The organism is Streptomyces sp. NPDC012827, from assembly GCF_042900905.1.
Classification (GTDB): domain Bacteria; phylum Actinomycetota; class Actinomycetes; order Streptomycetales; family Streptomycetaceae; genus Streptomyces; species Streptomyces gulbargensis.
Map to the genome: position 1 here is coordinate 205,174 of NZ_JBIBBY010000004.1, position 21,647 is coordinate 226,820.

Annotated in this window: 23 protein-coding genes; 14 read left to right on the forward strand and 9 right to left on the reverse strand. The window is 71.3% G+C overall.

Annotation, left to right across the window (positions count from 1 at the left end; genetic code table 11):
• Positions 1 to 219 precede the first annotated feature (219 nt).
• On the reverse strand, positions 220 to 1,464 hold the full coding sequence (locus ACFY60_RS10355) for an RNA polymerase sigma factor (RefSeq protein WP_388610761.1): 1,245 nt from the start codon (positions 1,462 to 1,464) through the stop codon (positions 220 to 222).
• Positions 1,461 to 1,823: a YciI family protein gene (locus ACFY60_RS10360; RefSeq protein WP_388610759.1), complete on the reverse strand. Its 363-nt coding sequence runs from the start codon at positions 1,821 to 1,823 to the stop codon at positions 1,461 to 1,463. The genes ACFY60_RS10355 and ACFY60_RS10360 overlap by 4 nt, the downstream gene beginning before the upstream one ends.
• A gap of 213 nt (positions 1,824 to 2,036) precedes the next feature.
• On the opposite strand from ACFY60_RS10360, the gene ACFY60_RS10365 reads away from it, so the two are divergent.
• Entirely contained in the window at positions 2,037 to 4,037 is a 2,001-nt protein-coding gene (locus ACFY60_RS10365) for a PIG-L family deacetylase (RefSeq protein ID WP_388610757.1), read from the forward strand.
• Positions 4,038 to 4,140: 103 nt separating this feature from the next.
• Here ACFY60_RS10365 and tuf read toward each other — a convergent pair whose 3' ends face one another.
• From tuf to ACFY60_RS10390, 5 genes are all read right to left on the reverse strand, one after another.
• Positions 4,141 to 5,334, reverse strand: a complete 1,194-nt coding sequence (gene tuf / locus ACFY60_RS10370) for an elongation factor Tu (RefSeq protein WP_345278549.1) — start codon at positions 5,332 to 5,334, stop codon at positions 4,141 to 4,143.
• A gap of 149 nt (positions 5,335 to 5,483) precedes the next feature.
• Positions 5,484 to 7,610 (reverse strand): elongation factor G, encoded by a 2,127-nt coding sequence (gene fusA, locus ACFY60_RS10375; protein ID WP_309056231.1) that lies wholly within the window; start codon positions 7,608 to 7,610, stop codon positions 5,484 to 5,486.
• A gap of 39 nt (positions 7,611 to 7,649) precedes the next feature.
• Positions 7,650 to 8,120 (reverse strand): 30S ribosomal protein S7, encoded by a 471-nt coding sequence (rpsG, locus tag ACFY60_RS10380; RefSeq protein ID WP_309056232.1) that lies wholly within the window; start codon positions 8,118 to 8,120, stop codon positions 7,650 to 7,652.
• Positions 8,121 to 8,122: 2 nt separating this feature from the next.
• Positions 8,123 to 8,494 (reverse strand): 30S ribosomal protein S12, encoded by a 372-nt coding sequence (gene rpsL / locus ACFY60_RS10385; protein ID WP_003948652.1) that lies wholly within the window; start codon positions 8,492 to 8,494, stop codon positions 8,123 to 8,125.
• 532 nt (positions 8,495 to 9,026) lie between these two features.
• Positions 9,027 to 9,476 carry a helix-turn-helix domain-containing protein gene (locus ACFY60_RS10390; protein WP_388610755.1) on the reverse strand — a complete coding sequence of 150 codons (450 nt, stop codon included), beginning with the start codon at positions 9,474 to 9,476 and terminating at the stop codon, positions 9,027 to 9,029.
• Between the two features lie 242 nt (positions 9,477 to 9,718).
• Between ACFY60_RS10390 and ACFY60_RS10395 the strand changes: the two genes are divergently transcribed.
• The 3 genes from ACFY60_RS10395 to ACFY60_RS10405 are packed head-to-tail and all read left to right on the forward strand — an operon-like array spanning position 9,719 to position 11,008.
• Positions 9,719 to 10,000 (forward strand): WhiB family transcriptional regulator, encoded by a 282-nt coding sequence (locus tag ACFY60_RS10395; protein WP_388610753.1) that lies wholly within the window; start codon positions 9,719 to 9,721, stop codon positions 9,998 to 10,000.
• Positions 9,993 to 10,802 (forward strand): hypothetical protein, encoded by an 810-nt coding sequence (locus ACFY60_RS10400; RefSeq protein WP_388610752.1) that lies wholly within the window; start codon positions 9,993 to 9,995, stop codon positions 10,800 to 10,802. Before ACFY60_RS10395 ends, ACFY60_RS10400 begins: the two co-directional genes overlap by 8 nt.
• Positions 10,796 to 11,008, forward strand: a complete 213-nt coding sequence (locus ACFY60_RS10405; RefSeq protein WP_309055025.1) for a hypothetical protein — start codon at positions 10,796 to 10,798, stop codon at positions 11,006 to 11,008. Before ACFY60_RS10400 ends, ACFY60_RS10405 begins: the two co-directional genes overlap by 7 nt.
• 58 nt (positions 11,009 to 11,066) lie before the next feature.
• Here ACFY60_RS10405 and ACFY60_RS10410 read toward each other — a convergent pair whose 3' ends face one another.
• Positions 11,067 to 11,960, reverse strand: a complete 894-nt coding sequence (locus ACFY60_RS10410; protein ID WP_388610750.1) for a hypothetical protein — start codon at positions 11,958 to 11,960, stop codon at positions 11,067 to 11,069.
• Between the two features lie 334 nt (positions 11,961 to 12,294).
• Here ACFY60_RS10410 and ACFY60_RS10415 point away from each other — a divergent pair, with 334 nt between their 5' ends.
• From ACFY60_RS10415 to ACFY60_RS10430, 4 genes are all read left to right on the forward strand, one after another.
• Positions 12,295 to 12,702, forward strand: a complete 408-nt coding sequence (locus ACFY60_RS10415) for a hypothetical protein (protein ID WP_388610748.1) — start codon at positions 12,295 to 12,297, stop codon at positions 12,700 to 12,702.
• A gap of 116 nt (positions 12,703 to 12,818) precedes the next feature.
• Positions 12,819 to 13,418 (forward strand): phage tail protein, encoded by a 600-nt coding sequence (locus ACFY60_RS10420; RefSeq protein ID WP_352059604.1) that lies wholly within the window; start codon positions 12,819 to 12,821, stop codon positions 13,416 to 13,418.
• Between the two features lie 98 nt (positions 13,419 to 13,516).
• Entirely contained in the window at positions 13,517 to 13,807 is a 291-nt protein-coding gene (locus ACFY60_RS10425) for a hypothetical protein (RefSeq protein WP_388610746.1), read from the forward strand.
• A gap of 116 nt (positions 13,808 to 13,923) precedes the next feature.
• On the forward strand, positions 13,924 to 14,223 hold the full coding sequence (locus ACFY60_RS10430; RefSeq protein ID WP_388610744.1) for a hypothetical protein: 300 nt from the start codon (positions 13,924 to 13,926) through the stop codon (positions 14,221 to 14,223).
• A 51-nt stretch (positions 14,224 to 14,274) separates the two neighbouring features.
• Here the strand turns inward: ACFY60_RS10430 and ACFY60_RS10435 are convergent, their stop codons facing one another.
• Positions 14,275 to 15,183, reverse strand: coding sequence for a hypothetical protein (locus ACFY60_RS10435; protein WP_388610742.1), 909 nt, complete (start codon positions 15,181 to 15,183; stop codon positions 14,275 to 14,277).
• A 301-nt stretch (positions 15,184 to 15,484) separates the two neighbouring features.
• Here ACFY60_RS10435 and ACFY60_RS10440 point away from each other — a divergent pair, with 301 nt between their 5' ends.
• From ACFY60_RS10440 to ACFY60_RS10465, 6 genes are all read left to right on the forward strand, one after another.
• Positions 15,485 to 15,700, forward strand: a complete 216-nt coding sequence (locus ACFY60_RS10440) for a hypothetical protein (RefSeq protein WP_388610741.1) — start codon at positions 15,485 to 15,487, stop codon at positions 15,698 to 15,700.
• A 97-nt stretch (positions 15,701 to 15,797) separates the two neighbouring features.
• Positions 15,798 to 16,679: a hypothetical protein gene (locus ACFY60_RS10445; RefSeq protein WP_388610739.1), complete on the forward strand. Its 882-nt coding sequence runs from the start codon at positions 15,798 to 15,800 to the stop codon at positions 16,677 to 16,679.
• A gap of 28 nt (positions 16,680 to 16,707) precedes the next feature.
• Positions 16,708 to 17,916, forward strand: coding sequence for a phage tail protein (locus ACFY60_RS10450; protein ID WP_388610737.1), 1,209 nt, complete (start codon positions 16,708 to 16,710; stop codon positions 17,914 to 17,916).
• Positions 17,913 to 19,220: a tape-measure protein gene (locus ACFY60_RS10455; RefSeq protein WP_388610735.1), complete on the forward strand. Its 1,308-nt coding sequence runs from the start codon at positions 17,913 to 17,915 to the stop codon at positions 19,218 to 19,220. Before ACFY60_RS10450 ends, ACFY60_RS10455 begins: the two co-directional genes overlap by 4 nt.
• A 75-nt stretch (positions 19,221 to 19,295) precedes the next feature.
• A complete protein-coding gene (locus ACFY60_RS10460) occupies positions 19,296 to 20,219 on the forward strand; it encodes a phage distal tail protein (protein ID WP_388610733.1) in 924 nt (307 codons plus the stop codon).
• A gap of 211 nt (positions 20,220 to 20,430) precedes the next feature.
• Positions 20,431 to 21,621 (forward strand): hypothetical protein, encoded by a 1,191-nt coding sequence (locus ACFY60_RS10465; RefSeq protein ID WP_388610731.1) that lies wholly within the window; start codon positions 20,431 to 20,433, stop codon positions 21,619 to 21,621.
• Positions 21,622 to 21,647 lie beyond the last annotated feature (26 nt).

The following is a 21,647-nucleotide window of genomic DNA, read 5'->3' on the forward strand; positions in this document are numbered from 1 at the left end:
TCCGTCCCTGAGAAGGGACGACGAGTACTGTGGGACTCGCTTCCGGTCCTCCCGGCGGGAGGCGCGCAGCATCGGCACTCAACCGAGCAACCCCGACAGTCTGCCACACACGGCCGTCCCGCCGCCAATCGGGGCCCAAGACTGTACCCCACGTCACGTACGGCTACACGCAGGGTGGCGCGAGCGGGGCACGGGCGCCGGTCCCGCCCCGCTTCCGCCTCACGCCAGTCGCCGCGCCCTCGCCGTGAGGTGGCGGCGTTCCGGGGCGCTGAGGGTGTGCCGGGCGGCCTCGCGGTAGGCGGTGGCGGCGGCCGCCCGGTCCCCGAGGAGCTCCAGCAGGTGGGCCCGGGTGGCGAGCAGGCGGTGGTGGTGGGCCAGGCGCTTGTCCGCGGCGAGGGTGTCCAGGACGGCGAGGCCCCCTTCGGGGCCGTGCACCATGGCGACCGCGACCGCCCGGTTGAGCGTGACCACGGGGCCCTGCCCGGTCCGCTCCAGGAGGTCGTACAGGGCGAGGATCTGGGGCCAGTCCGTCTCCCCGGCGGTGGGCGCCTCGTCGTGGACGGCCGCGATCGCCGCCTGGAGCTGGTACGGGCCGACCCGGCCCCGGGGCAGCGTCCGGCTGATCAGCTCCACCCCCTCGGCGACGAGTCCCGCGTCCCACGCCCCGCGGTCCTGTTCCGCGAGCGGCACCAGTTCGCCGTGCGGGCCCGTCCGGGCCGGCCGGCGCGCGTCGGTGAGGAGCATGAGGGCCAGCAGACCCGCCGTCTCGGTGTCCTCGGGCACCAGCCGGTGCAGCAGCCGGGTGAGCCGGATCGCCTCCGTGGACAGCCCGGGCGCGGTCAGCTCCTCGCCTCCGCTGCTCGTGTAGCCCTCGTTGAAGATGAGGTACAGCACGTGCCGGACCTCGGCGAGCCGCTGCGTGCGGTCCTCGCCCTCCGGCAGCGCGAACGGGCTCCCCGCGGCCCTGATCGCCTGCTTGGCGCGGCTGATCCGCTGCGCCATGGTCGACTCGGGCACCAGGAACGCGGCCGCGATCTGCGCCGTCGTGAGGCCGCCGACCGCGCGCAGGGTGAGCGCGATCCGGCTGGGCGGCGTCAGGTCCCGGTGGCAGCAGAGGAACAGCAGGGCCAGGGAGTCGTCCCGGTCCGCGACCGGATCGTCGTCGGCCGCGGGCGCGAGGAGTTCGGCGGCGGGGGTGGCCAGCGCCAGGGCGTCCTCGCGGCGGCGCCGGGCCGCCTCGCTCCGTACCTGGTCGACGAGCTTGCGGGAGGCCACGGTCACGAGCCAGCCGCGCGGGTTGTCCGGCACCCCGTCGGCGGGCCACTGCAGGGCGGCGGCGACCAGGGCCTCCTGGACGGCGTCCTCGCAGGTGTCGAAGGTGCCGTACCGGCGGACGAGCCGGCCGAGGACCTGCGGCGCCAGCTCGCGCAGCAGGTCCTCGACGCGGACCGGGCCCCCGGTCACACGTCCGCCGGCGACTCGTGCAGGACGGGCCACAGCTCGACCGGGTCGACGTCCGCGAAGGGCATGTCGGCGGCGATCTGCTGCGCCCGCTCCAGGCTGTCGCAGTCCAGCAGGTAGAAGCTGGCCAGGTACTCCTTGGTCTCCAGGTAGGGGCCGTCGGTGACGACCGGGGCCCCGCCCTCGCGGCGGACGAGCCGCGCGGCCGCCGCGTCGGCGAGCCCGTAGGCGCCGATCAGTTCGCCGCTCTCCCGGTACTTCCGGTTGAAGGCCTCCTGCCGGGCGATCGCCTCGGGCCAGGCCTCGGCGGGGAACGCGTCCCACTTGGCCTGGTTGCCGTAGATCATCGCGACGTACTTCATGGTGGGATCCTCCCCGCTCCGCCCGCCCCTGTGGCGCGCTGTCACCCTTCGGTCGGAGCCGGTCCGGGCGTCTCGACATCCGCTCGCGGGTTCCCGGATATTTTTTCCGATCTTCTTCCCGGCCTGTGATCCTGCGCGCAACGGCGCCGGGCGCACAACCCCCTTCCCCGCGCAGCCGTCTTGCAGGGGAACGGACGAGCGAAGGGTCGTGGAGTGCACATATCAGCCCGCCGGCGGACGGTTCTGGCCGCCGCCCTGGCGGCCGGCGCGGGGACCGCGGCGACGCTCGCCGGGTGCTCCGTCCCCCAGCCGCGCAGGACCGTGCCGACGGCCGATCCGGCCCCGGGAAAGCCGGTCGGCCGGAACGGGCCGGGACGGGCACTGCTCATGCAGTTCGCCGCACATCCCGACGACGACCTGTACTTCATGAACCCGGACTCGCAGCGGCTGCTCGACGCGGGCGTGCCGCTGGTCTCGGTGTACGTGACGGCGGGCGAGCACACCGGCCGGAACCGGATCGCGGGCATGCCGGAGACCCCGCCGGACCGGGCCGCGTACTCCTCGGCCCGGCACCAGGGGCTGCGGCAGGCGTACGCGGAAGCGCTCGGCCTGCCCCGGTTCACGCCCTGGCGGCGCCGGGCGCTGCCGCTCACCGGCGGGCGGCGGGCCGAGGTGGACGTCCTGACGCACGGCGGGCGCCGGGTGGAGCTGGTCTTCCTGAACCTGCCGATGCACACCGCCCGCCGGTACATGGCGGTGCCCGCGCTCTGGGAGGACCGGGCGCTGGAACTGCGGACGCACCTGTCGGCGGGCTCGCCGGTCACCCGCGTGGACACGTACGACCACGAGCAGCTGACCGGTGTGCTCGTGGACCTGCTGCGGCGCCACCGGCCGACGGTGGTGCACACCCTGGACCCGGATCCGGACACGCAGCACAGCGACGAGGCGACCCGGCGGCGCGACAGCGAACAGCCGGGCTACTCGGACCACGGGGACCACACGGCGGTGGCCTGCTTCACCTGGGCGGCGCTGTGCCGGTGGGTGGCGGAGGCGGTACGGGACGGGGAGCCGGTCCCGGCGTTCGCGGTGATGGCGTTCCGCGGCTACTACAACCGGCACTGGCCGAAGAACCTGCCGCCCGCGGTGCTCACGGAGAAGGCCGCGCGGCTCGTCCCGTACGGCGGGGACCCGTCCTGGCAGTGCGGGAACCCGTCGGGCTGCGGCGACTACGGGGTGGGCGGCGACCGTCCGCTGACCAACCGGAAGGGCTGGGTGCGCTCCACCCACCACCGCTGGCCGCTGCGCGGGCCGGTGGTCACCGAGGGACCGGGCGGGCGGCTGGAGGCGTACGGGGTCCTGGGGCTGCGCGCGGTCCGGTGGCGGGAGTCGGCGCCCGGCGTGTGGAGCGGCCCGGAGGACCTGGGCGGCGGGCCACTGGCTCCGGCCCCGGGCGCGGCGGTGCTCGGCGACGGCCGGCTGCTGCTGTTCGCGGTGCGGTTCGCCGCCCTGGAGGGCCGGGGCCGGCCGAACCGGCGTGAGGTGGTGCTCCTGGAGCAGCGGTCGCCGGGCGGTCCGTTCCTCGCGTGGCGGGGGCTCGGCAATCCGGAGCGGGGTGACGACCGGGGCCGGCGGATCGGCGCCCCGGTGGCGGTGGCGGCCCCGGACGGAAGGGTCCACCTCTTCGTACGGAACGCGGACAAGGGCGTCTCGACGCGGGTGCGGGAGCCCGGCGGCACCTGGGGGCCGTGGCGGGTGCTGCCGGGCGGGGCGGAGGTGCAGGACGGTTTCGCGGTGTCGGTGGACGCGGCGGGCCGGACGCATGTGTACGCGGCGGGGCGGGAGTCGGTACGTCACTGGGTGGACGGCCGGGAGGCGGCGGGCCGGCTGCCGCTGTCCGGGGCGACGGTGGCGAGTGCGGCCGGCGAGCTGTACCACCGGCCGCCGGCGTCGGGGACGCTGCTCGGGCCGGGCGGTGACGTGGGCCTGGACGGGTACGGGCCGGTGGCGGCGGTGCGCTCCCCGGCGCTCGGCACGGTGCTGCTGGGCACGGACCTCCAGGGCCGGACGGCCGTACGGGCCGGGGACCGGTTCCGGGTGCGTACGGAGCGGGCGGCGGCCCTGGCGGCGACGGCGCACGCCGGGGCGCGGGGGCTGACGGTGGTGGGCCTGGGCGCGGACGGCCGCCCCTGGTCCTGGACCCCCTGGGGGCCGTGAGGTCCGCCGCGTACCGGGACATGCGAGAAGGCCCCGCACCTTTCGGTGCGGGGCCTTCTCCACTGCTCAGCAGCTCCGGGGAGCTACCAGGTCAGATCGACAATTACTTGTTGATCTTGGTGACCTGGCCGGCGCCGACGGTCCGGCCACCCTCACGGATGGCGAACTTGAGGCCCTCCTCCATGGCGACGGGCTGGATCAGCTCGACGGTCATGGAGGTGTTGTCGCCCGGCATGACCATCTCGGTGCCCTCGGGGAGGGTCACGACGCCGGTCACGTCCGTGGTACGGAAGTAGAACTGCGGGCGGTAGTTGTTGAAGAACGGGGTGTGACGGCCACCCTCGTCCTTCGACAGGATGTAGGCCTGGGCCTCGAACTCGGTGTGCGGCGTGACCGAACCGGGCTTGATGATGACCTGGCCGCGCTCGACGTCCTCGCGCTTGATGCCACGGAGGAGCAGACCGACGTTCTCACCGGCCTGGCCCTCGTCGAGCAGCTTGCGGAACATCTCGATGCCGGTGACCGTGGTGGTGGTCTTCTCGGTCTTGATGCCGATGATGTCGACGGTCTCGTTGACCTTGAGGACACCACGCTCGATACGACCGGTGACGACGGTGCCACGACCGGTGATCGTGAAGACGTCCTCGATCGGCATCAGGAACGGCTTGTCGACGTCACGCTCGGGCTGCGGGATGGCCTCGTCCACGGCCTTCATGAGGCCGAGGAGCTTCTCGCCCCACTCCTTGTCGCCCTCGAGCGCCTTGAGCGCCGAGACGCGGACGACCGGCAGGTCGTCGCCCGGGAACTCGTACTCGGTGAGGAGCTCACGGACCTCGAGCTCGACGAGCTCCAGGATCTCCTCGTCGTCCACCATGTCGGCCTTGTTCAGGGCGACGACGATGTAGGGAACGCCGACCTGGCGGGCCAGGAGCACGTGCTCCTTGGTCTGCGGCATCGGGCCGTCGGTGGCGGCGACCACGAGGATGGCGCCGTCCATCTGCGCCGCACCCGTGATCATGTTCTTGATGTAGTCCGCGTGACCGGGGCAGTCGACGTGGGCGTAGTGACGCGACTCGGTCTGGTACTCGACGTGCGCGATGGAGATGGTGATACCGCGCTGGCGCTCCTCGGGAGCCTTGTCGATCTGGTCGAAGGCCGAGGCCTCGTTCAGGTCCGGGTACGCGTCGTGCAGCACCTTGGTAATGGCGGCCGTGAGGGTCGTCTTACCGTGGTCGATGTGACCGATGGTGCCGATGTTGACGTGCGGCTTAGTCCGCTCGAACTTCGCCTTCGCCACGGGGGTCCTCCTGGAGTGGTTCTGAACGCCTTGCTTCATCGGCGCCAGGTGATCTTTGCTGGAATACCAGTGACCGGGGCCCGATTCCTCGGGTTACGGGGGTCGAGCCCCGGCGACTGGGTCAAGCCTAAAGCGTGAACTCGGGAGAGTTACTCGCCCTTGGCCTTCGCGATGATCTCCTCGGCGACGTTCCGCGGAACCTCGGCGTAGGAGTCGAACTGCATCGAGTAGCTTGCGCGACCCGAGGTCTTGCTGCGGAGGTCTCCGACGTAGCCGAACATCTCCGAAAGCGGCACGAGGCCCTTGACGACGCGAGCGCCGCTGCGCTCCTCCATGGCCTGGATCTGGCCACGGCGGGAGTTGATGTCACCGATGACTTCACCCATGTAGTCCTCGGGCGTGACGACCTCGACGGCCATCATCGGCTCAAGGATGACGGGAGAAGCCTTGCGCGCGGCCTCCTTGAAGGCCTGCGAGCCGGCGATCTTGAAGGCGAGCTCAGAGGAGTCGACCTCGTGGTAGGCACCGTCGTGCAGGATCACACGCACACCGGTCATCTCGTAACCGGCGAGGATGCCGAACTGCATGGCCTCCTGCGCACCCGCGTCCACCGAGGGGATGTACTCCTTGGGGATGCGGCCACCGGTGACCTTGTTGACGAACTCGTACGAGGCGTCGCCCTCGGTGATCGGCTCGATGCCGATCTGGACCTTGGCGAACTGACCCGTACCACCGGTCTGCTTCTTGTGCGTGAAGTCCACGCGCTCGACGGCCTTGCGGATCGTCTCGCGGTAGGCGACCTGCGGCTTGCCGACGTTCGCCTCGACCTTGAACTCGCGGCGCATGCGGTCGACGAGGACGTCGAGGTGGAGCTCGCCCATACCACCGATGATGGTCTGGCCGGTCTCCTCGTCCGAGTGCACCTGGAAGGAGGGGTCCTCCTCCGCGAGACGCTGGATGGCGACACCCAGCTTCTCCTGGTCACCCTTGGACTTGGGCTCGATCGCGACCTGGATGACCGGGGCCGGGAAGTCCATGGACTCCAGGATGACCGGGGCCTTCTCGTCGCACAGCGTCTCACCGGTGGTGGTCTGCTTCAGGCCCATGACGGCGACGATGTCGCCGGCGCCCACCGAGTCGATCTCCTCACGCTTGTTCGCGTGCATGCGGTAGATCTTGCCGATGCGCTCCTTCTTGCCCTTGACGGAGTTCAGCACCGCGGTGCCGGCGTCCAGGCGACCCGAGTAGACCCGGATGAAGGTGAGCTTGCCGAGGTGCGGGTCGCTCGCGATCTTGAACGCGAGAGCGGCCAGCGGCTCCTCGTCGGACGGCTTGCGGCGGACGACCTCCTCCGGGTCCTTCACGTCGTGGCCCTCGATGGCCTCGACGTCCAGAGGGGAGGGGAGGTAGCGCACGACCGCGTCGAGCAGGGGCTGGACGCCCTTGTTCTTGAACGCGGTGCCACAGAACACGGGGGTGACCGTGGTCTCGCCGCCCTTGCCGGAGGCGATGGTGATACGGCGGATCGCGGCGTAGAGCTGCTCCTCGGTGGGCTCCTGGCCCTCGAGGAAGAGCTCCATGACCTCTTCGTCGTTCTCGGCGACGGCCTCGACGAGCTTGCCGCGCCACTCCTCGGCCAGCTCGGTGTGCGAGGCCGGGATGTCGACGACGTCGTACATCTCGCCCTTGGTGGCCTCGGCGGACCAGACAAGAGCCTTCATGCGGACGAGGTCGACGACGCCCTGGAAGTCGGCCTCGGCGCCGATGGGGAGCTGCATGACGATCGGGGTCGCGCCGAGGCGGTCCACGATCATGTCGACGCAGCGGAAGAACTCGGCACCGGTCCGGTCGAGCTTGTTGACGAAGCAGATGCGCGGAACGCCGTAACGGTCCGCCTGACGCCACACGGTCTCGGACTGGGGCTCGACACCGGCCACACCGTCGAACACGGTGACCGCACCGTCGAGCACGCGCAGCGAACGCTCCACCTCGACGGTGAAGTCGACGTGGCCCGGCGTGTCGATGATGTTGATCGTGTGGTCGACGTTCTCGAGCGGCCAGTGGCAGGTGGTGGCAGCGGACGTGATCGTGATGCCACGCTCCTGCTCCTGCTCCATCCAGTCCATCGTGGCAGCGCCGTCGTGGACCTCACCGATCTTGTACGAAACGCCGGTGTAGAACAGGATCCGCTCGGTGGTGGTCGTCTTGCCCGCGTCGATGTGGGCCATGATGCCGATGTTGCGCACCTTGGCCAGGTCAAGCGAAGTGGTAGCCATAAGGCTTCAGTCTTCTCTCGGTCTCGATGTGGGTTGCGACTACCAGCGGTAGTGCGCGAAGGCCTTGTTGGACTCGGCCATCTTGTGCGTGTCCTCACGCTTCTTGACCGAAGCGCCGAGGCCGTTCGAGGCGTCCAGCAGCTCGTTCATGAGGCGCTCGGTCATGGTCTTCTCGCGGCGGGCGCGGGAGTACCCGACGAGCCAGCGCAGCGCGAGCGTGGAGGCGCGACCGGGCTTGACCTCGATCGGCACCTGGTAGGTGGCACCACCGACACGGCGGGACTTGACCTCGAGAGCCGGCTTGACGTTCTCAAGAGCGCGCTTCAGCGTGATGACCGGGTCCTGGCCGGTCTTCTCGCGGAGGCCCTCCATGGCGCCGTAGACGATGCGCTCGGCGGTGGAGCGCTTGCCGTCCAGCAGGATCTTGTTGATCAGGGAGGTGACAAGAGGAGAGCTGTAGACCGGGTCGATGATGACCGGGCGCTTCGGGGCGGGGCCCTTACGAGGCATTCTTACTTCTCCTTCTTGGCGCCGTAGCGGCTGCGGGCCTGCTTGCGGTTCTTGACGCCCTGGGTGTCAAGGGAGCCGCGGATGATCTTGTAGCGAACACCCGGCAGGTCCTTCACACGGCCACCACGCACGAGCACGATCGAGTGCTCCTGCAGGTTGTGTCCCTCACCCGGGATGTAGGCCGTGACCTCGATGCCGGAGGTCAGACGCACACGCGCGACCTTCCGCAGCGCCGAGTTCGGCTTCTTCGGGGTGGTCGTGAACACACGCGTGCAGACGCCGCGGCGCTGAGGGGAACCCTCGAGTGCGGGCGTCTTGTTCTTCTCGACCTTGTCCTGCCGGCCCTTCCGGACCAGCTGCTGGATCGTAGGCACTACTTCTCCGGTTTCTGTGTGCCGTAAGTAAAACTAACCTGGAACAGTCACCGACCCACGCGGTCGGGTGTGTCGTATCACGCGAACCTCCGCCAGGGGCGGAAAAGGCGCGGATCGCGGTGGCCCTGTATCGGACTCGCCGTGCGGCTGAGGACACGCACACGAGCCCAGGCACACCCCAGGCACAAGGCATGAGCGTACCTATCGCACGGACTCCGGTCAAAACAAATGCACCAGGCCCGGCCGCCCGCGGGCCCACCCCGCCGACGGCCGCTCCCCCGGCCGTACCGCCACGCCCGCCCTCACACGTACGGAGGAGTCCCCCGGCGCCCTTTCCGGCGCACCGGCCGACCCACTGGTCCGAGCGGCCCGGCGCCACGCCGGGCCGCTCCAACGGACCTGGTCGCGTATGCGCGGGATCGACCGCCGGCGGCGCGCGACGCCGGTCCGGCGGGTGGGACGCGGGAGGCGGAGGACGGCCCCGGGGGTGGTCCGGGCGGACCGACCCCGAGGGCGCCGGTCCGGGCCGGTGTCAGTCGCGTGCGGTGCGCCGCGCCTCCGTGGCGGCGGTCTCCTCCGCGTCCTCGGCGTCGGGTTCCAGGAACTGGTTGACGACCTTGACGAAGACGCCGAGGCGCTCGTCGGGCACCCCCAGCCAGCGGGCGAAGTCCTCCATGGTCGGCTGCCAGTCGTTCGGCGGCAGGAGATCCGCGGCGAGCGGCAGCTCCTCGGGCGTCACGCGTCCGGACCGGATCAGCATGTCGCGCACGGAGACGCCGAGCAGCGGCGCGATGCGCCGCATGGTCTCCAGGTCGGGCATGCTCTGGCGCTGCAGCAGCCGGGTCACGGCGGCGCGGTGCACCCCCGCCTCGTCCGCGATCCGGGACTTGCCGCCGCCGCGCGGGCTGTCGATGTCGTAGCCGCGCTGTCTCATCAGGCCTTCGACCCAGCCTGCGAATTCGTCGAGCCCTTGAGTGCTCATGTTCTACCGCTCCCTCACTCCCCACCCTCCGGGCCCCTCACTTTAGCGTGCTTGCGCGCACGGAATTAGTGCTTTCGTGCGCGCAATCGTGGCAATTCGATGAAGACCGCTCCACAAACCTAGTTGCGAGCTCGCACGCAACATGTCACGCTGGCTCGCCGCCGCACTCGTCGGCCCCCGAGACCGAAGGCCGACCCGGCCCGCTGGACGCTCCGGTGGGCCTCGGACCGTGGAGAACCGTCTTGTTCCAGCCCGACCCAACCCCCTGGCAGGCCTCCGCCGCGTGCGCCGGCCTCTCCCCGTCCGTCGTCTTCGCCCGCCGCGCCAAGGAGGCGGCCCCCGCCCTGCACGCCTGCGCCGGCTGCCCGGTCCGCCGTGAGTGCGAGGCCGCGGTCGCCCCGGCCGAGAGCTACTTCGACGGCGTCTGCGCCGGCCGCCTCTGGCGCAACGGGCGCCCGGCGGACGCGCACCGCGTGGCGAAGGCGGTCGCGCTCGCCCTCCCGGGGGGAGGCCGCCGTGGCTGACCGCCCCGACCCCGCCGCCTCCCCGGCCGCCGGCACCCGTCCCGGCGCGGCTTCCGGTGCCGCCTCCGGCGCGCCGGACGGGTCCGCCGCCGAGGGTGTCCTGCGGGACATCACGCTCTGGACCGCCTCGCTCGTACGTCAGTTCCCCGAGCTCGCCGAGGAGCTCGCGCCCGGCCGCCCGGGCCCCGGCGGCGCCCCGCGGCACGCCCCGCACCCCGGACGCGACGAGCTGATCCGCGAGGAGCGGCGCGAGGCGCTGCTCCTGGAACAGCGGCACGGGCTCGTCGTCCCCGGCCACGGCGCCGCCCCCGTCCGCCTGCACGTCTCGGACGCCATCCGCGACATCACCGACGGCGTGGTGGAGCTGGAGGAGGCGGTCTGCGCGCGCCTCACCCTGCCCCGCCCGCGCCGGGCCGGGGTGATCGAGCGGCTGCGCCGGATCGTGGGGCTGCTCGACGACATCGCCGCCCACCCGGTGCTCGCCCGGCACGTCCGGGACGAGATCCGGCGGATGGCCCGCCGGTGCGCCCGTACGCTCGGCGACTCGGAGACGATCGTCCGGGTCCGGGGCCGCTGCCCCTGGTGCGACTCGGTCTCGCTGCGGGCCTTCCCGGACCGGCGGGCGGTGCTGTGCGTCAACCCGGCGTGCGTGTGCACGGACGCGGCCTGCGGCTGCCAGGACGACCCGGCGTACCGGCACCTGTGGCCGGAGGACCGGTGGCAGGAGCTCGCCGAGGCCTCGGGCGCCCGCCCCGAGGAGATCGCGGCGGCGATGGACGACACGAAGGAGACCTCATGCTGAGCTCGCCCCACCTGCCCGCCCTCCCCGCACTGATCCCGGGCCCGCTCGCCGCCGAGGAGGCGGGGGTCGCCCCCGCGACGATCCGCAAGTGGGTGCAGCTGGGCCACCTGCGGGCCGCGGGCAAGGCCGGCCGGGCGCAGCTGTTCCGCCTGGAGGACGTGTTCGCGGCGGAGCGGGCGGCCCGCCGCCGGAGCCGTACCGCCTGACCCCTCTCGCCGCCGAAGCGCCCCGCACCTCCCCCTCCGGGAGGTGCGGGGCGCTTCGTCATGCCCGGAGGAAGGCGTGGAGCGAGCGGGCCAGGGTCTCGGCGAAGCGGGCGCGGACCGGCTCGGTGACGCGGTCGAGGGAGAGGTAGGGGTTGAGGTCCTCCAGCTCGACCAGGAGCAGCTCGCCCTCGCGGGTCCGGCAGGCGTCGACCCGCTGGACGCCGTGGCGGAGGGTGTTCCAGTCGATGAAGCGGCGGGCGAAGGCGAGGTCGGCCGCGGTGGGCTCGTACGGCTCCAGGACCCAGCGCTGCTCGGGGTCCGGGGCGTACAGCGCGTACTGGAAGTGGTCGTCGACGAAGTAGAAGGACACCTCGTGCCGGAAGTCGACGCGCGGCTGGACGAGAAGGTCCCCGGCGGCGGCGAGGGCGGGGAGCTCCTCGTACGGGACGAAGCGCAGCCCCAGGGAGTCGGCGCCGGCCTTCGGCTTGACCACGTACTGCCCGGCGGCGGGGAGCAGGTGCAGGTCCTCGGGGCGGTCGACGGTGGGGATGACGGGGTGGCCGGAGGCGGTGAGGTCCAGGAGGTACTGCTTGCCCGCCATGTCGCCGCGGCCGTGGAGCGGGTTGTAGACGCGGGTGCCGAGGGCGGCGGCGCGCTCGCGGAAGGCCTCGTACTCCCGCTGGTGGTGGAGGACGGGGCCGCTGTTGCGGACGACGACCGCGTCGAAGGAGTCCATGAGGGCGGCGGCGTCGAGCGGGTGGCAGAGGGCCAGGTCGAAGCCGGCGCGGCGCAGGCGGGCGGTGAGGTCCACGTCCTCGTCGCCGTAGCGGCGGCCGCGGGCGGGGTAGGCGAGGTCGGTGACGTAGAGGAGACGGGGGCGGTGGGAGCCGACGGGTGCGGGCCGTGCGGCGGGAACGGGCGCGGGGCCGTAAGGGGGCGGATCGGCGGTCATGGGGTCTCCCTCGGTCGGGTGACGGCAACCTATCGGGCCGCTGACGTGCGATTTCACGGACCCTCACCGAACTAGTTGCGTGCGCGCACGCTCTCTGTCACAGTTGGTGCAGCGGCGGAGCTGCGCCCGCGAGACGGGCCGCGGCTCCGCCGCCCGCCGTCCGGGAGCGCGTCCGCGCCCCTCCCCCTTCCCGCCGGAGCGCCCCGGACGGCGCCGCCGCACCGCACCTCCCCGCCCCGCCCACCGGGCGCGGGGGACGGGCGCGAGCGGCCCTTCGCACCACCGCGCACCACGCCCCACCCCGTCCGCCCTCCCCCTCCCGAGGAGAACCGTCATGACCACTCCCCCGAGTGCTTTCCCGGACGTCGAGAAGCTGGTCGTCGACGTCCTCAAGGCCGACCCGGCCCTGGCCGGCGCGACCATCGCGGTCCAGGCGCCGGCCGGCTTCGACGGCACGCAGAGCGCCGTCCTGGTGAACCGCCGCGGCGGCGCCTGGATCGGTGACCAGCACGTCGACATGCCGCTGATCGAGTTCGAGGTGTACGGGCCGACCAAGAACGCGGCCCACGTCCTCGCCAACGGCGCCCGCCGCGCGCTGCTCGCCACGATCGGCAAGAAGGTCGGCGTGAACTTCATCAGCGACGTCGAGGAGCAGGACGGGCCGCGCTGGCTGCCCGACTACGTCTACCGGGGCGCCAACCGCTACCTGTGCGTGATCCGCCTCTCCGTGAGCGTCTTCTAGCTCGTCGGACGCTCCCCACAGACCAGGCCTCGCCGTTCGGCGGGGCCTTTGCCGTACCCGGGCAGGACGCCCGGTGCGGTGCTCTCCCCCACCCTCTCACCAAGGAGAAAACCACCATGGCAGGAAACAACTCGGCCGAGATCCGCGTCGCCGGCGTCGGCAAGCTCTTCGTCGCCAAGGCCGACACCGCCGTCCCGAGCTTCGGCACCGACTCCGCGACCGACTGGAAGGACTGGACCGACCTCGGTTACACCACCGGTGACGGTGTCACCTTCTCCAAGAAGGACAAGCTGGAGGCCATCGACGCCTGGCAGTCGGTCTCCCCGGTCCACTACATCTACTCGGCCCGTGACCTCTCGCTGAAGTTCGCCATGCTCCAGTTCAACGAGGACACGCTCCCGTTCTTCATGGGCGGCGGCAAGGTCGCGCCCGAGCCGGCCACGTCGACGGAGGTCTTCAAGTACGAGATCGCCGAGCGTCCGTTCGCGGACGTGCGCGCCCTCGGCCTGGAGTTCACCGACACCAAGGCCGGCGGCACCGCGGTCACGTACCGCTTCGTGATCCCGCGCGGCCAGGTCACCGCCTCGGACGACATCAAGCTGGCCCGGAAGGCGGCGTCCACCCTGGGCATCACCTTCTCCGCCATGTCCGCCGGCACGGGCAAGCCGCTGGCCACCTTCCTCATGAAGGACAGCCAGTACGGCGCGGCCGTCTGATCCGGCTCCACCGGGGCGGGACGGCACCCCGCCGTCCCGCCCCACCCCCTCTCCTCATTCATCCACGCGAACCACGCGACCAAGGAGTACGCATCACCATGGCCCGTTTCGACGTCAACGCAGCCCGCGCCCAGCGCCAGGAGGCCCACGGCCGCAAGTGGTCCTTCGAGCTGGACGGCGAGACCTACACCCTTCCCACCGAGCTGAGCCGCGGCACCGCGAAGGCGCTGCGCAAGCTCGACGACAACGACGTGGACGGCCTGCTCGCACTCCTGATGGGTGAGGAGCAGTTCAACCGTTTCGAACAGCACGACGTCACGATGCAGGACATCGCCGCCATCCTGGAGGCCTACGGCAAGGAGACCGGGCTCGGCCTGGGGGAAGACTGAGCCTCGTCGAGTTCGTCGACGAACACGCCGAGGCCCTTGAGGCGGATCTCCTCCGCTATTACGCCACCGACATCCTCGACTGGCACCGCGGTGAGCTCTCCAGCCGCCGGCTCCTGGTGCTGATCAAGGCCCTGCCGCGGGAGAGCGCGCTCCACCGCGAGCTCCACGGGGAGTCGGCCGAGTGGTCGATCACGGATCACCTCCTCGCCGCGACGGTGGACCACCTGGCCGTCGCCAACTGGATGTTCCAGTGCGTCAACGGCGCGGAGGACGGCGACCAGCCCGATCCTCCGAAACCGGTGCCCCGTCCGGGCATCGACGCCGAGGACGAGGAGACCGAAGGTCAGGACGGTGGCGCGCCGCCGGGCGAGGCCCCCGAGGTCTCTCCTCATCAGCTCGCCCGGTTCTTCGGCTGACGCCGCCCGGCCAGGAGCTTCCTCCCCCACGGCCCCCGGAGGCCGTTCCCGTCAGGGAGCGGGCTCCGGGGGCGCTTCCTGTGCTCGCTGGGCGGCCAGGTCCTCCTCCAGGGCCCTGGCCCGGTCCGACAACCGCCGCCCCTTGCCGCCCCGCCCCTCCGGGTCACCCGGCTCGGAAGCACGACGCTCGCCGGTGGAACCCGTCTGTCCGGGCACCCCGGCGAGCGGCGGGACGATCGGGCGGCCACCCTTGCGGCGGGCGACCCTGCGAACCGGCTGAACGTTCCTGCGGGTCCGGCTCTCTTGAGCCGTCAGCAGGACGTCCGGTTCGGCGTCGTGTTCGGGCCCGGTGGCGTGCTCGGGCTCGGGCTCGGGCCGGTCGGCCCTCCGGTCGGGGCGCTCGGCGCGGTCCGCTCCACCCTCTTGATCGGCCGGACCGGCTTTTTCCGGCCAATCTGCCGGTTCCGTTCGATCGGGCGGCCGGGGCGGCTCGGAGGGCTCGGGCGACTCGTTCCGCTCGCCCCTCCGTTCGAACATCTCGCGTTCCCTGCGTACGCGCTCCTCGGCCTCGACGACGGCGGCCGGCGGTTCGAGGAGCCGGGCGTAGGGCAGCGCGATGATCCGGGCGCCGTCCTGTCCGCCGTCGGCACTCCGGCGCGGCGGCCGGCGGATTCCACGCGCGTCACCCTGGCCCTGTGCGTAGGCGTCGGCGACGCGCTTCTCGTACTCCCTGCGGATACGGGGGAGTTCGTCGGACACGGCCTCGGCCCAGCCGGAGGTGAAGGCGGTGGTCTCGCGTCGGTCGATCTCGGACCGCGGCAGGACGACGAGGTCCTCGGGATCGTACCCATGGACGTGCACGAGCTCGGAGAGGCGTGCGAAGAGGTGGGGCAGGTCGGGGTGGGACGCCAGCCAGTCGATGACTCGCTCCCGCCGGTTCGCTCCCGGCTCCGTGTCCATGCGTCGATGCTGCCTTCCAGCCCCCTGGGGTCCCCACGCGCCCCTCGCGCCCCTCGCCCCCTGACTGTGTCAGGCCAAGGGAACGCGCCGTCCAGGGTACCCCGTCGAACAGAAGGTCCGATCGGACGCCAACACCTTCGGAGAACCGGCCAGAAGACACGCCGTCAGACCTTTCCCGCTCGACAAACACCGAACAGGTGTTCCACACTCTGTTCGCACAGTAGTTCGAACGTGGTGCCCCCGCTCCTCACTCCGCGGCGCCGCCACACACGCACGGGCAAGCAACGGAAGGCAGGCGTCCATGACTCAGCAGGCAGGGGCATCGCGACCGCACATCCCGCTCCAGGACCGCCTCCGCCAGCTCCTCGACGGACCCGTCGCCCTCGACAAGAGAGCGTTGCTCGGCACGCTGTACGCCGAGGTCTCCCGCTACGAGACCCTCGCGTACGCCGCCGGCTGGAACGACGCCCTCGCGACGACGGGGCGGAGCGGCGCCCGCCGGGACGAGGACGCGTAGCCGCCGCGCTGCCCCAGACGAACGAGCCCCTGCCGAGGTCATCCCGGCGGGGGCTTTTCGGCGCTTGGCCCGTACGGGCCGGAAGCGGAGCAGAACCATGGCAGAGAAAACCGACGACCTCTCGGTCCAGATAACCGATCTACGGAAGTACCTGACGAAGTCCGACGAGGGCCTGCTCCCCACCACGACGTGGATGAAGGAGCAGCTGGCGCCCGTCAACAAGCTGATCGAGGAGCTCAAGGCCCAACAGGAGAAGGTCGCCGAGGAAGTCGTCAAGGCTCCCTGGGAGAAGGTCATGGAGGAGCTCGGTCTCGGCTCCGTGGCCGAGATGATCAAGAAGTTCCAGGAGGAAGGGCTCGTGGCCGCCCTCGGGGCTTCACTCGTCGCCCTCGGCAGCATCATCGTCCCCATCCTCCTCACCGCGCTCGGCGCGTTCCTGGTCTTCCAGCTTCAGAAATGGCATGCCGGCAGGAACAACAACCAGACGTTCGGTCCCCGTCCGGACGGCAGCTTCGGCCGACGGGACTTCACGGACATCCAGAACGAGCGGAACGGCGTCCCCCCGGGCGGCCTCGCCGACATCCCCGCGGACGCCAACTTCGACGGTCTGCGCAAACAGCTCCGGCTGCTGAACCCGAAGATCGAAAAGTTCAACGCGCTGGCGCCGGACTTCGTCACCAATTTCCGCGAGCTCCCGTCCGAGCGCGCGATGACCAAGGCGGCCACCGGCGTCGGCAAGGTGGCCGACGCGGTGGAGAAGGTCAAGCCCGACGACGTCGACAAGCTCGCCACGGCGGTGGGCAAACTCGCCGTCTCGCAGGAGAACTTCAACCCGCGGAAGCTGCCCAAGGCCCGTGGCCTGGCCAGCGCGGCGACCGAGGCCGAGCGGCTCGCGAAGGCGGGTGACGCCGTGAAGCTGGCGTTCGAGAACCTCAAGGCGGCCGCCCAGTCCGCCGAGCGCGTCATCGCCGCCACCTGACCCCTCCCACCCCGAAAGGAGGTAGAACATGTCTCTCGTCAGTTCCATGAAGAAGGCGTCCGATTCCCTGCGCACCCTCAAGACGCAGGCATCCGGAGCCGGTACGTCCGTCAAGAAGGTCGGCGACGCCGGGCGCGCGGCCAACGGGCAGCTGAAGAACCTCAAGAGCGGCGCCCAGGGGTCCAGCACCCAGCTCAAGAACCTGAAGACCGCCTCGGACCAGGCCGAGCGCGCCATGAAGAAGGCCGGCAACACCGCTCAGACGGCCGGCGGCAAGCTCGCCAGGTACGAGTCCGGGGCCGGCAAGGCCGCCAAGGGCCAGGACAAGCTCAACAGGTCCATGAAGGGCAACTTCCTGGTCCGCCTGCTCGAACTCTTCATGCCGCTCATCGAGGCGATCGTCGACATGGCGCTTCGCTCGAAGACGATGCAGACGGTCCTGAAGAAGGCCTTCAGCGCCATCAAGAGCGTGATCAGCTCGGTCATGAAGGCCGTCGGCCCGATCATGAAGAAGGCCGGATCGCTGATCAAGACGGTCTGGAACGGCATCAAGAAGGCCGTCTCCACCGTCGTCAAGGCCGTGGCGACCGTCATCAAGACCTATGTGAAGGTCTGGAAGACGGTCATCACCACGGTCATGAAGGCGATCAAAACCGTCATCAGCACCGTCTGGAACGGCATCAAGCGCGTCATCACTCCGGTGGTCAACTGGATCAAGAGCGCGATCCCGAAGGCGTTCAGCGCCGTCAAAGAGAAGATGTCGTCCATCTGGAACGGCCTCAAGGACATCGCGTCCCGGGCGTTCGACGGCATCAAGAGCGGCGTGAAGACGCCGATCAACGCGGTCATCTCCCTGATCAACCGGATGATCGGCGCCCTCAACCGCGTCAAGGTCAGCGTCCCGGGCTGGGTCCCGATCGTCGGCGGCAAGACCTTCGGCGTCAACCTGCCGACCATCCCCATGCTCGCCACCGGTGGTGTCGTCATGCCCCGCACCGGCGGTGTCCCGGCGATCCTCGCCGAGGCCGGCGAGGCCGAGGCCGTCCTCCCGCTCTCCAAGCTGGACCGGCTGCTCGCCCTCACCGCCCGCCGGGCCCGCGCGGCCCAGGGCCAGGCGGTCGCCGGCGCGGGCGGCGGGCTGCACATCGAGCACTACCACGCGGCCCGCAACAGCGACCCGCACACCACCGCCGCCGCGCTCATGTACCTCGTGAAGGCGCGTGGAGCACGCGCATGAGTGCCATAGCCCTGGGGCCCGGCATACCGAACCCCTTCCGGGGGGTGGCCCCGACGATGAACTCCCTGAAACGGGGGCTCACCGACGCGGGCGGCTCACTGCGCCGCTTCACCCAGGACGCCCAGCGGGCCGCCGGCGGTGTCGGCACCTTCGCCACCGCCGCCCGTACCGCCGGCTCCACCCTCCGTACCCTCGGCCAAAACGCCTCCGGCGCCGCCACCGCCGTCACCAAAATCCGCCGGTCCACCGCCCCCGCGGGGATCAAGCGGATCGGCACCGCCGCCGGCAAGGCCAGGACCGCGGCCCGCAAGATCGGGACCGGGGCCGGGGTCGTCGCCGGGATCCTGCTGCCGCTGCTGCCCGTCACCGACGTCATCAGCCGGATGATGGGCACCTTCGGCACCGTCATGACCGTCGCCTCGGTCGCCATGACAGGCGTCAACGTCGCCATGCGGGCCAACCCGCTCGGCTTCCTCGTCGGCCTGATCGTGCCCATCGCGGCGTATCTGATCGAGTTCGCCGTCCACTCCGAGACGGGCCGGCGGATCATCCGGCAGGTGTTCCAGCAGGCGCTGAAGGGGTTCCAGGCGGTCTGGAAGTTCCTGCAGCCGGTCATCAAGGCCATCGGCAAGGCGGCGAGCACGTACTTCAAGGCCGTGCAGACGGTCTTCACGGGGGCGCTCCGGGTCGTCGGCGCGGCCATCGGCGGGATCTCCCGGATCGGCTCCGCCGTCCGGTCCGCCTCGAACGCGCTGCGCGGCATCGCGTCCCGGGCGTTCGGCGGCATCAAGAACGCCGTCAGGCCGGTCGTCTCCTGGATCACCGACAAGATCCCCGGGTTCTTCCGCACCGCCAAGGACGCGGTGAGCAAGTCGCTGACCGGGATCGGTGACCTCATCGAGGGCGCGATGAACACGGTGCTGGGCGTCGTGAAGGGCCCGATCAACGGTCTGATCGCCTTCGCCAACTGGATCATCGACGGGCTCAACGAGCTCAGCTTCGAAATCCCGCTCACGGGCAAGAAGTTCGGCGTCGAACTCGACAAGCTGCCGATGCTGGCCGAGGGCGGCATCGTCTCGCCCGGCTCCCCGGACGACTACCGCATCGATTCCCTGTCGCAGCTGGAGAACCGGCGGGTCCCGGCCCTCACCGAGCCGCCGCCGCCACCGCACCGCGTGCGGGAGTTCCGCGAGGTGGAGGGGGCCGGCCCGCGGGCGACCGCCGAGGACCTCCTGTTCCTCATGACCGCCCACCAGCGGGTGAACACCCGGGAGCGGGCCGCCGCCCTCCGCTGGGCCTCCTGAGCGACCCGCCGCCGCACCCCCCGGGGCGCACGACCCGCCCACCGCTGACCCCATCCGAAGTGAGGTGACGGCCCCATGGCCGAGACCACTCCCCCGTACGCCGGAAACTCCTACACCGCCGACCTCGCGCCCGGCTCGCTCATCACCCAGGACGGGCAGGTGCAGTGGGCCGGGCTCCTCATCGGGCCCGGCACTCCCTTCGCCGTCGACAAGTCCGGCCTGTCGGGCTGGGAGGACCTGCCCGAGTACGACTCCTCCGACGCCGACCGGCCGACCTCGCACGGCGCCTGGCCGGGCGCGCGCTTCGCCAAGCCGCGCAAGATCGGCGGCACGATCGTGCTCATGCCGGAGCAGGGCGGCACGACCGAGGCCGTCCGCGCCCTGCGCCAGGCGCTCGCCCTGCTGGACGAGGAGCGCTGGCTGACCGTCCGGCTCCACGGCGAGCTGCTCACCGTCCGTGCCCGTATCGCCCAGCGCGTGGTCCCGGCCGACCAGGGCTTCGCCACCCAGGGCAGTTCGCGCATGTCGGTGCAGTGGCTGGCCTCCGACCCGCGCCGGTACGCGGTGAACGAGCAGATCTCCAGCACCACTCCCCCGCAGCCGGAATCGGGCCTGGTCTGGCCGCTGACCTGGCCGCTGAAGTGGGGCGAGGCCAAGAGCACCGGTGACGCGGCGGTCGAGAACACCGGTTCGGCCCCGACCCACCCGGTGATCGTCTTCCACGGCCCGTGCTCCATGCCGTCCGTCACCGAGCGGGTGAGCCGGCGCCGGCTGCGGTACGCGATCGACCTGGCCGCCGGTGACGAACTCACCGTCGACACCCGCGCGGGCACGGTCATGCTGAACAACTCCGCGTCCCGGCTGCACACGGCGATGGCCGACTCCACCCCGGAGGAGCTGTTCGTCCTGGAGCCGGGCCGCACCGACCTGTCCTTCCGCCCCGAGGACGGGACGGAGCAGGCACTGATGACCGTGCGCTGGCGCAGCGCCGAGTGGTGACCCGTACGGCTCGCGCCCCTGGCGTACGCCGGTGAAACGGCACCCCGCACCCCGGTGACCCGGCCCGCACGCCGCTCCGCACCCCTCGCCCTCTCACCCCGCCCCGGTGCCCCGGCCCGGCGCCCGCCCGGTGACCGCACGTCAGTCACCCCGCGGCGCCGGGCCGTTCGCTTCCACCGACCATCCCGAACCGTTTCGGAGAGGTGATCCCATGACCGTACGAGCCGCCTGGCTCCAGCCCACCGGCCAGACCCGCGAGGACACCCGCCTCACCCTCGCCGCCCTCCTCACCCCCAGCGGCCAGAGCCCGGACGAGACCCCGCTGCGCTCCCGCGCGGGCATCGTGCCCGGCGGCTTCGTCCTGACCGACCCCTCGCCCATGCAGTGCACCATCGGCACCGGCCGCGCCGTCGTGCAGGGCAAGGACACCGCCCAGGGCGCCTACCTCGTCGCCGTCACCGCGCCGGAATCCTTCACCATCGAGGACGGCGACCCGCAGTACGACCGCATCGACCTGATCGAGCTGGCGGTCGTCGACGACCTCTACGACCGCACCGGTACGACCGAGGCGGTGATACGTCTGGTCAAGGGCACCCCCGACGCCACCCCGACCGTCCCGCAGAGCCCGGCCGGCAGCACGCTGCCGCTCTACACGATCCGGGTCCCCAAGGGCACCTCGGCCGGCACCGGCGGCATCGGGTGGAAGACCGGCGCCGTCACCACCCTGCACTGGCCGGTCGTCGCGCTCGGCGGCATCATGCCGACCAGCGGCTACAAGGGCGCCTACACCGGCCAGTACCGGGACGCGGCGAGCCTGCTCCAGCGCTGGGACGGCGGGAACTGGGTCTCGTACCCGAAGGCCATCGGCGGCATCGCCCCCAGCGGCGCGCTGGCCTCCGGCTCGTACGCCGGGCAGTACCGCGACAACGCGGGCGTGCTCCAGCGCTGGGACGGCACGGCCTGGCAGTACGCCGAGGGCAAGGCGACGATCCTGTTCAGCGCCTCGCAGACCGTGGCGCAGAGCGTCCCCGCCAACGCGTGGACCACCCTCACCCTGCAGGGCGCCGACGTCGACGACGCCACCGGCTGGAACGGCTCGACCACGTACACCGTGCCGCGCACCGGCTGGTGGCGCGTCTCCGGCCACGTCGTGTGGGCCAACGACGCGCAGACCGGCATGCGCGGCGCCCGCATCGCGGTCAACGGCGTCGGCGTCCCGCGCGCCACCTGGCTCACCCCCGCCGGCAACGGCGCGGTGGTCGTCGGCGGCCAGGCCCTGATCAAGCTCACCACCGGCAACACGGTCACGCTGTCCGGCTACCAGACGCACACCGCGGCGGTCCGCACCCTCGGCGGCTCCGGCTACGCCTGCAACCTCTCCGCCGAGTGGATCAAGTCCTGACCTTCCTCCCGTCCCTCCCCTTCCCG

What these genes read in the sequence shown, in the direction of transcription:
- ACFY60_RS10455 (WP_388610735.1), top strand. Translation starts at nt 17,913, where the DNA reads ATGAGTGCCATAGCCCTGGGGCCCGGCATACCGAACCCCTTCCGGGGG.
- ACFY60_RS10440 (WP_388610741.1), top strand. Translation starts at nt 15,485, where the DNA reads ATGACTCAGCAGGCAGGGGCATCGCGACCGCACATCCCGCTCCAGGAC.
- rpsG (WP_309056232.1), bottom strand. Translation starts at nt 8,120, where the DNA reads ATGCCTCGTAAGGGCCCCGCCCCGAAGCGCCCGGTCATCATCGACCCG.
- ACFY60_RS10465 (WP_388610731.1), top strand. Translation starts at nt 20,431, where the DNA reads ATGACCGTACGAGCCGCCTGGCTCCAGCCCACCGGCCAGACCCGCGAG.
- ACFY60_RS10420 (WP_352059604.1), top strand. Translation starts at nt 12,819, where the DNA reads ATGGCAGGAAACAACTCGGCCGAGATCCGCGTCGCCGGCGTCGGCAAG.
- ACFY60_RS10460 (WP_388610733.1), top strand. Translation starts at nt 19,296, where the DNA reads ATGGCCGAGACCACTCCCCCGTACGCCGGAAACTCCTACACCGCCGAC.
- ACFY60_RS10390 (WP_388610755.1), bottom strand. Translation starts at nt 9,476, where the DNA reads ATGAGCACTCAAGGGCTCGACGAATTCGCAGGCTGGGTCGAAGGCCTG.
- ACFY60_RS10405 (WP_309055025.1), top strand. Translation starts at nt 10,796, where the DNA reads ATGCTGAGCTCGCCCCACCTGCCCGCCCTCCCCGCACTGATCCCGGGC.
- ACFY60_RS10435 (WP_388610742.1), bottom strand. Translation starts at nt 15,183, where the DNA reads ATGGACACGGAGCCGGGAGCGAACCGGCGGGAGCGAGTCATCGACTGG.
- ACFY60_RS10445 (WP_388610739.1), top strand. Translation starts at nt 15,798, where the DNA reads ATGGCAGAGAAAACCGACGACCTCTCGGTCCAGATAACCGATCTACGG.
- ACFY60_RS10415 (WP_388610748.1), top strand. Translation starts at nt 12,295, where the DNA reads ATGACCACTCCCCCGAGTGCTTTCCCGGACGTCGAGAAGCTGGTCGTC.
- ACFY60_RS10410 (WP_388610750.1), bottom strand. Translation starts at nt 11,960, where the DNA reads ATGACCGCCGATCCGCCCCCTTACGGCCCCGCGCCCGTTCCCGCCGCA.
- ACFY60_RS10425 (WP_388610746.1), top strand. Translation starts at nt 13,517, where the DNA reads ATGGCCCGTTTCGACGTCAACGCAGCCCGCGCCCAGCGCCAGGAGGCC.
- ACFY60_RS10450 (WP_388610737.1), top strand. Translation starts at nt 16,708, where the DNA reads ATGTCTCTCGTCAGTTCCATGAAGAAGGCGTCCGATTCCCTGCGCACC.
- ACFY60_RS10360 (WP_388610759.1), bottom strand. Translation starts at nt 1,823, where the DNA reads ATGAAGTACGTCGCGATGATCTACGGCAACCAGGCCAAGTGGGACGCG.
- fusA (WP_309056231.1), bottom strand. Translation starts at nt 7,610, where the DNA reads ATGGCTACCACTTCGCTTGACCTGGCCAAGGTGCGCAACATCGGCATC.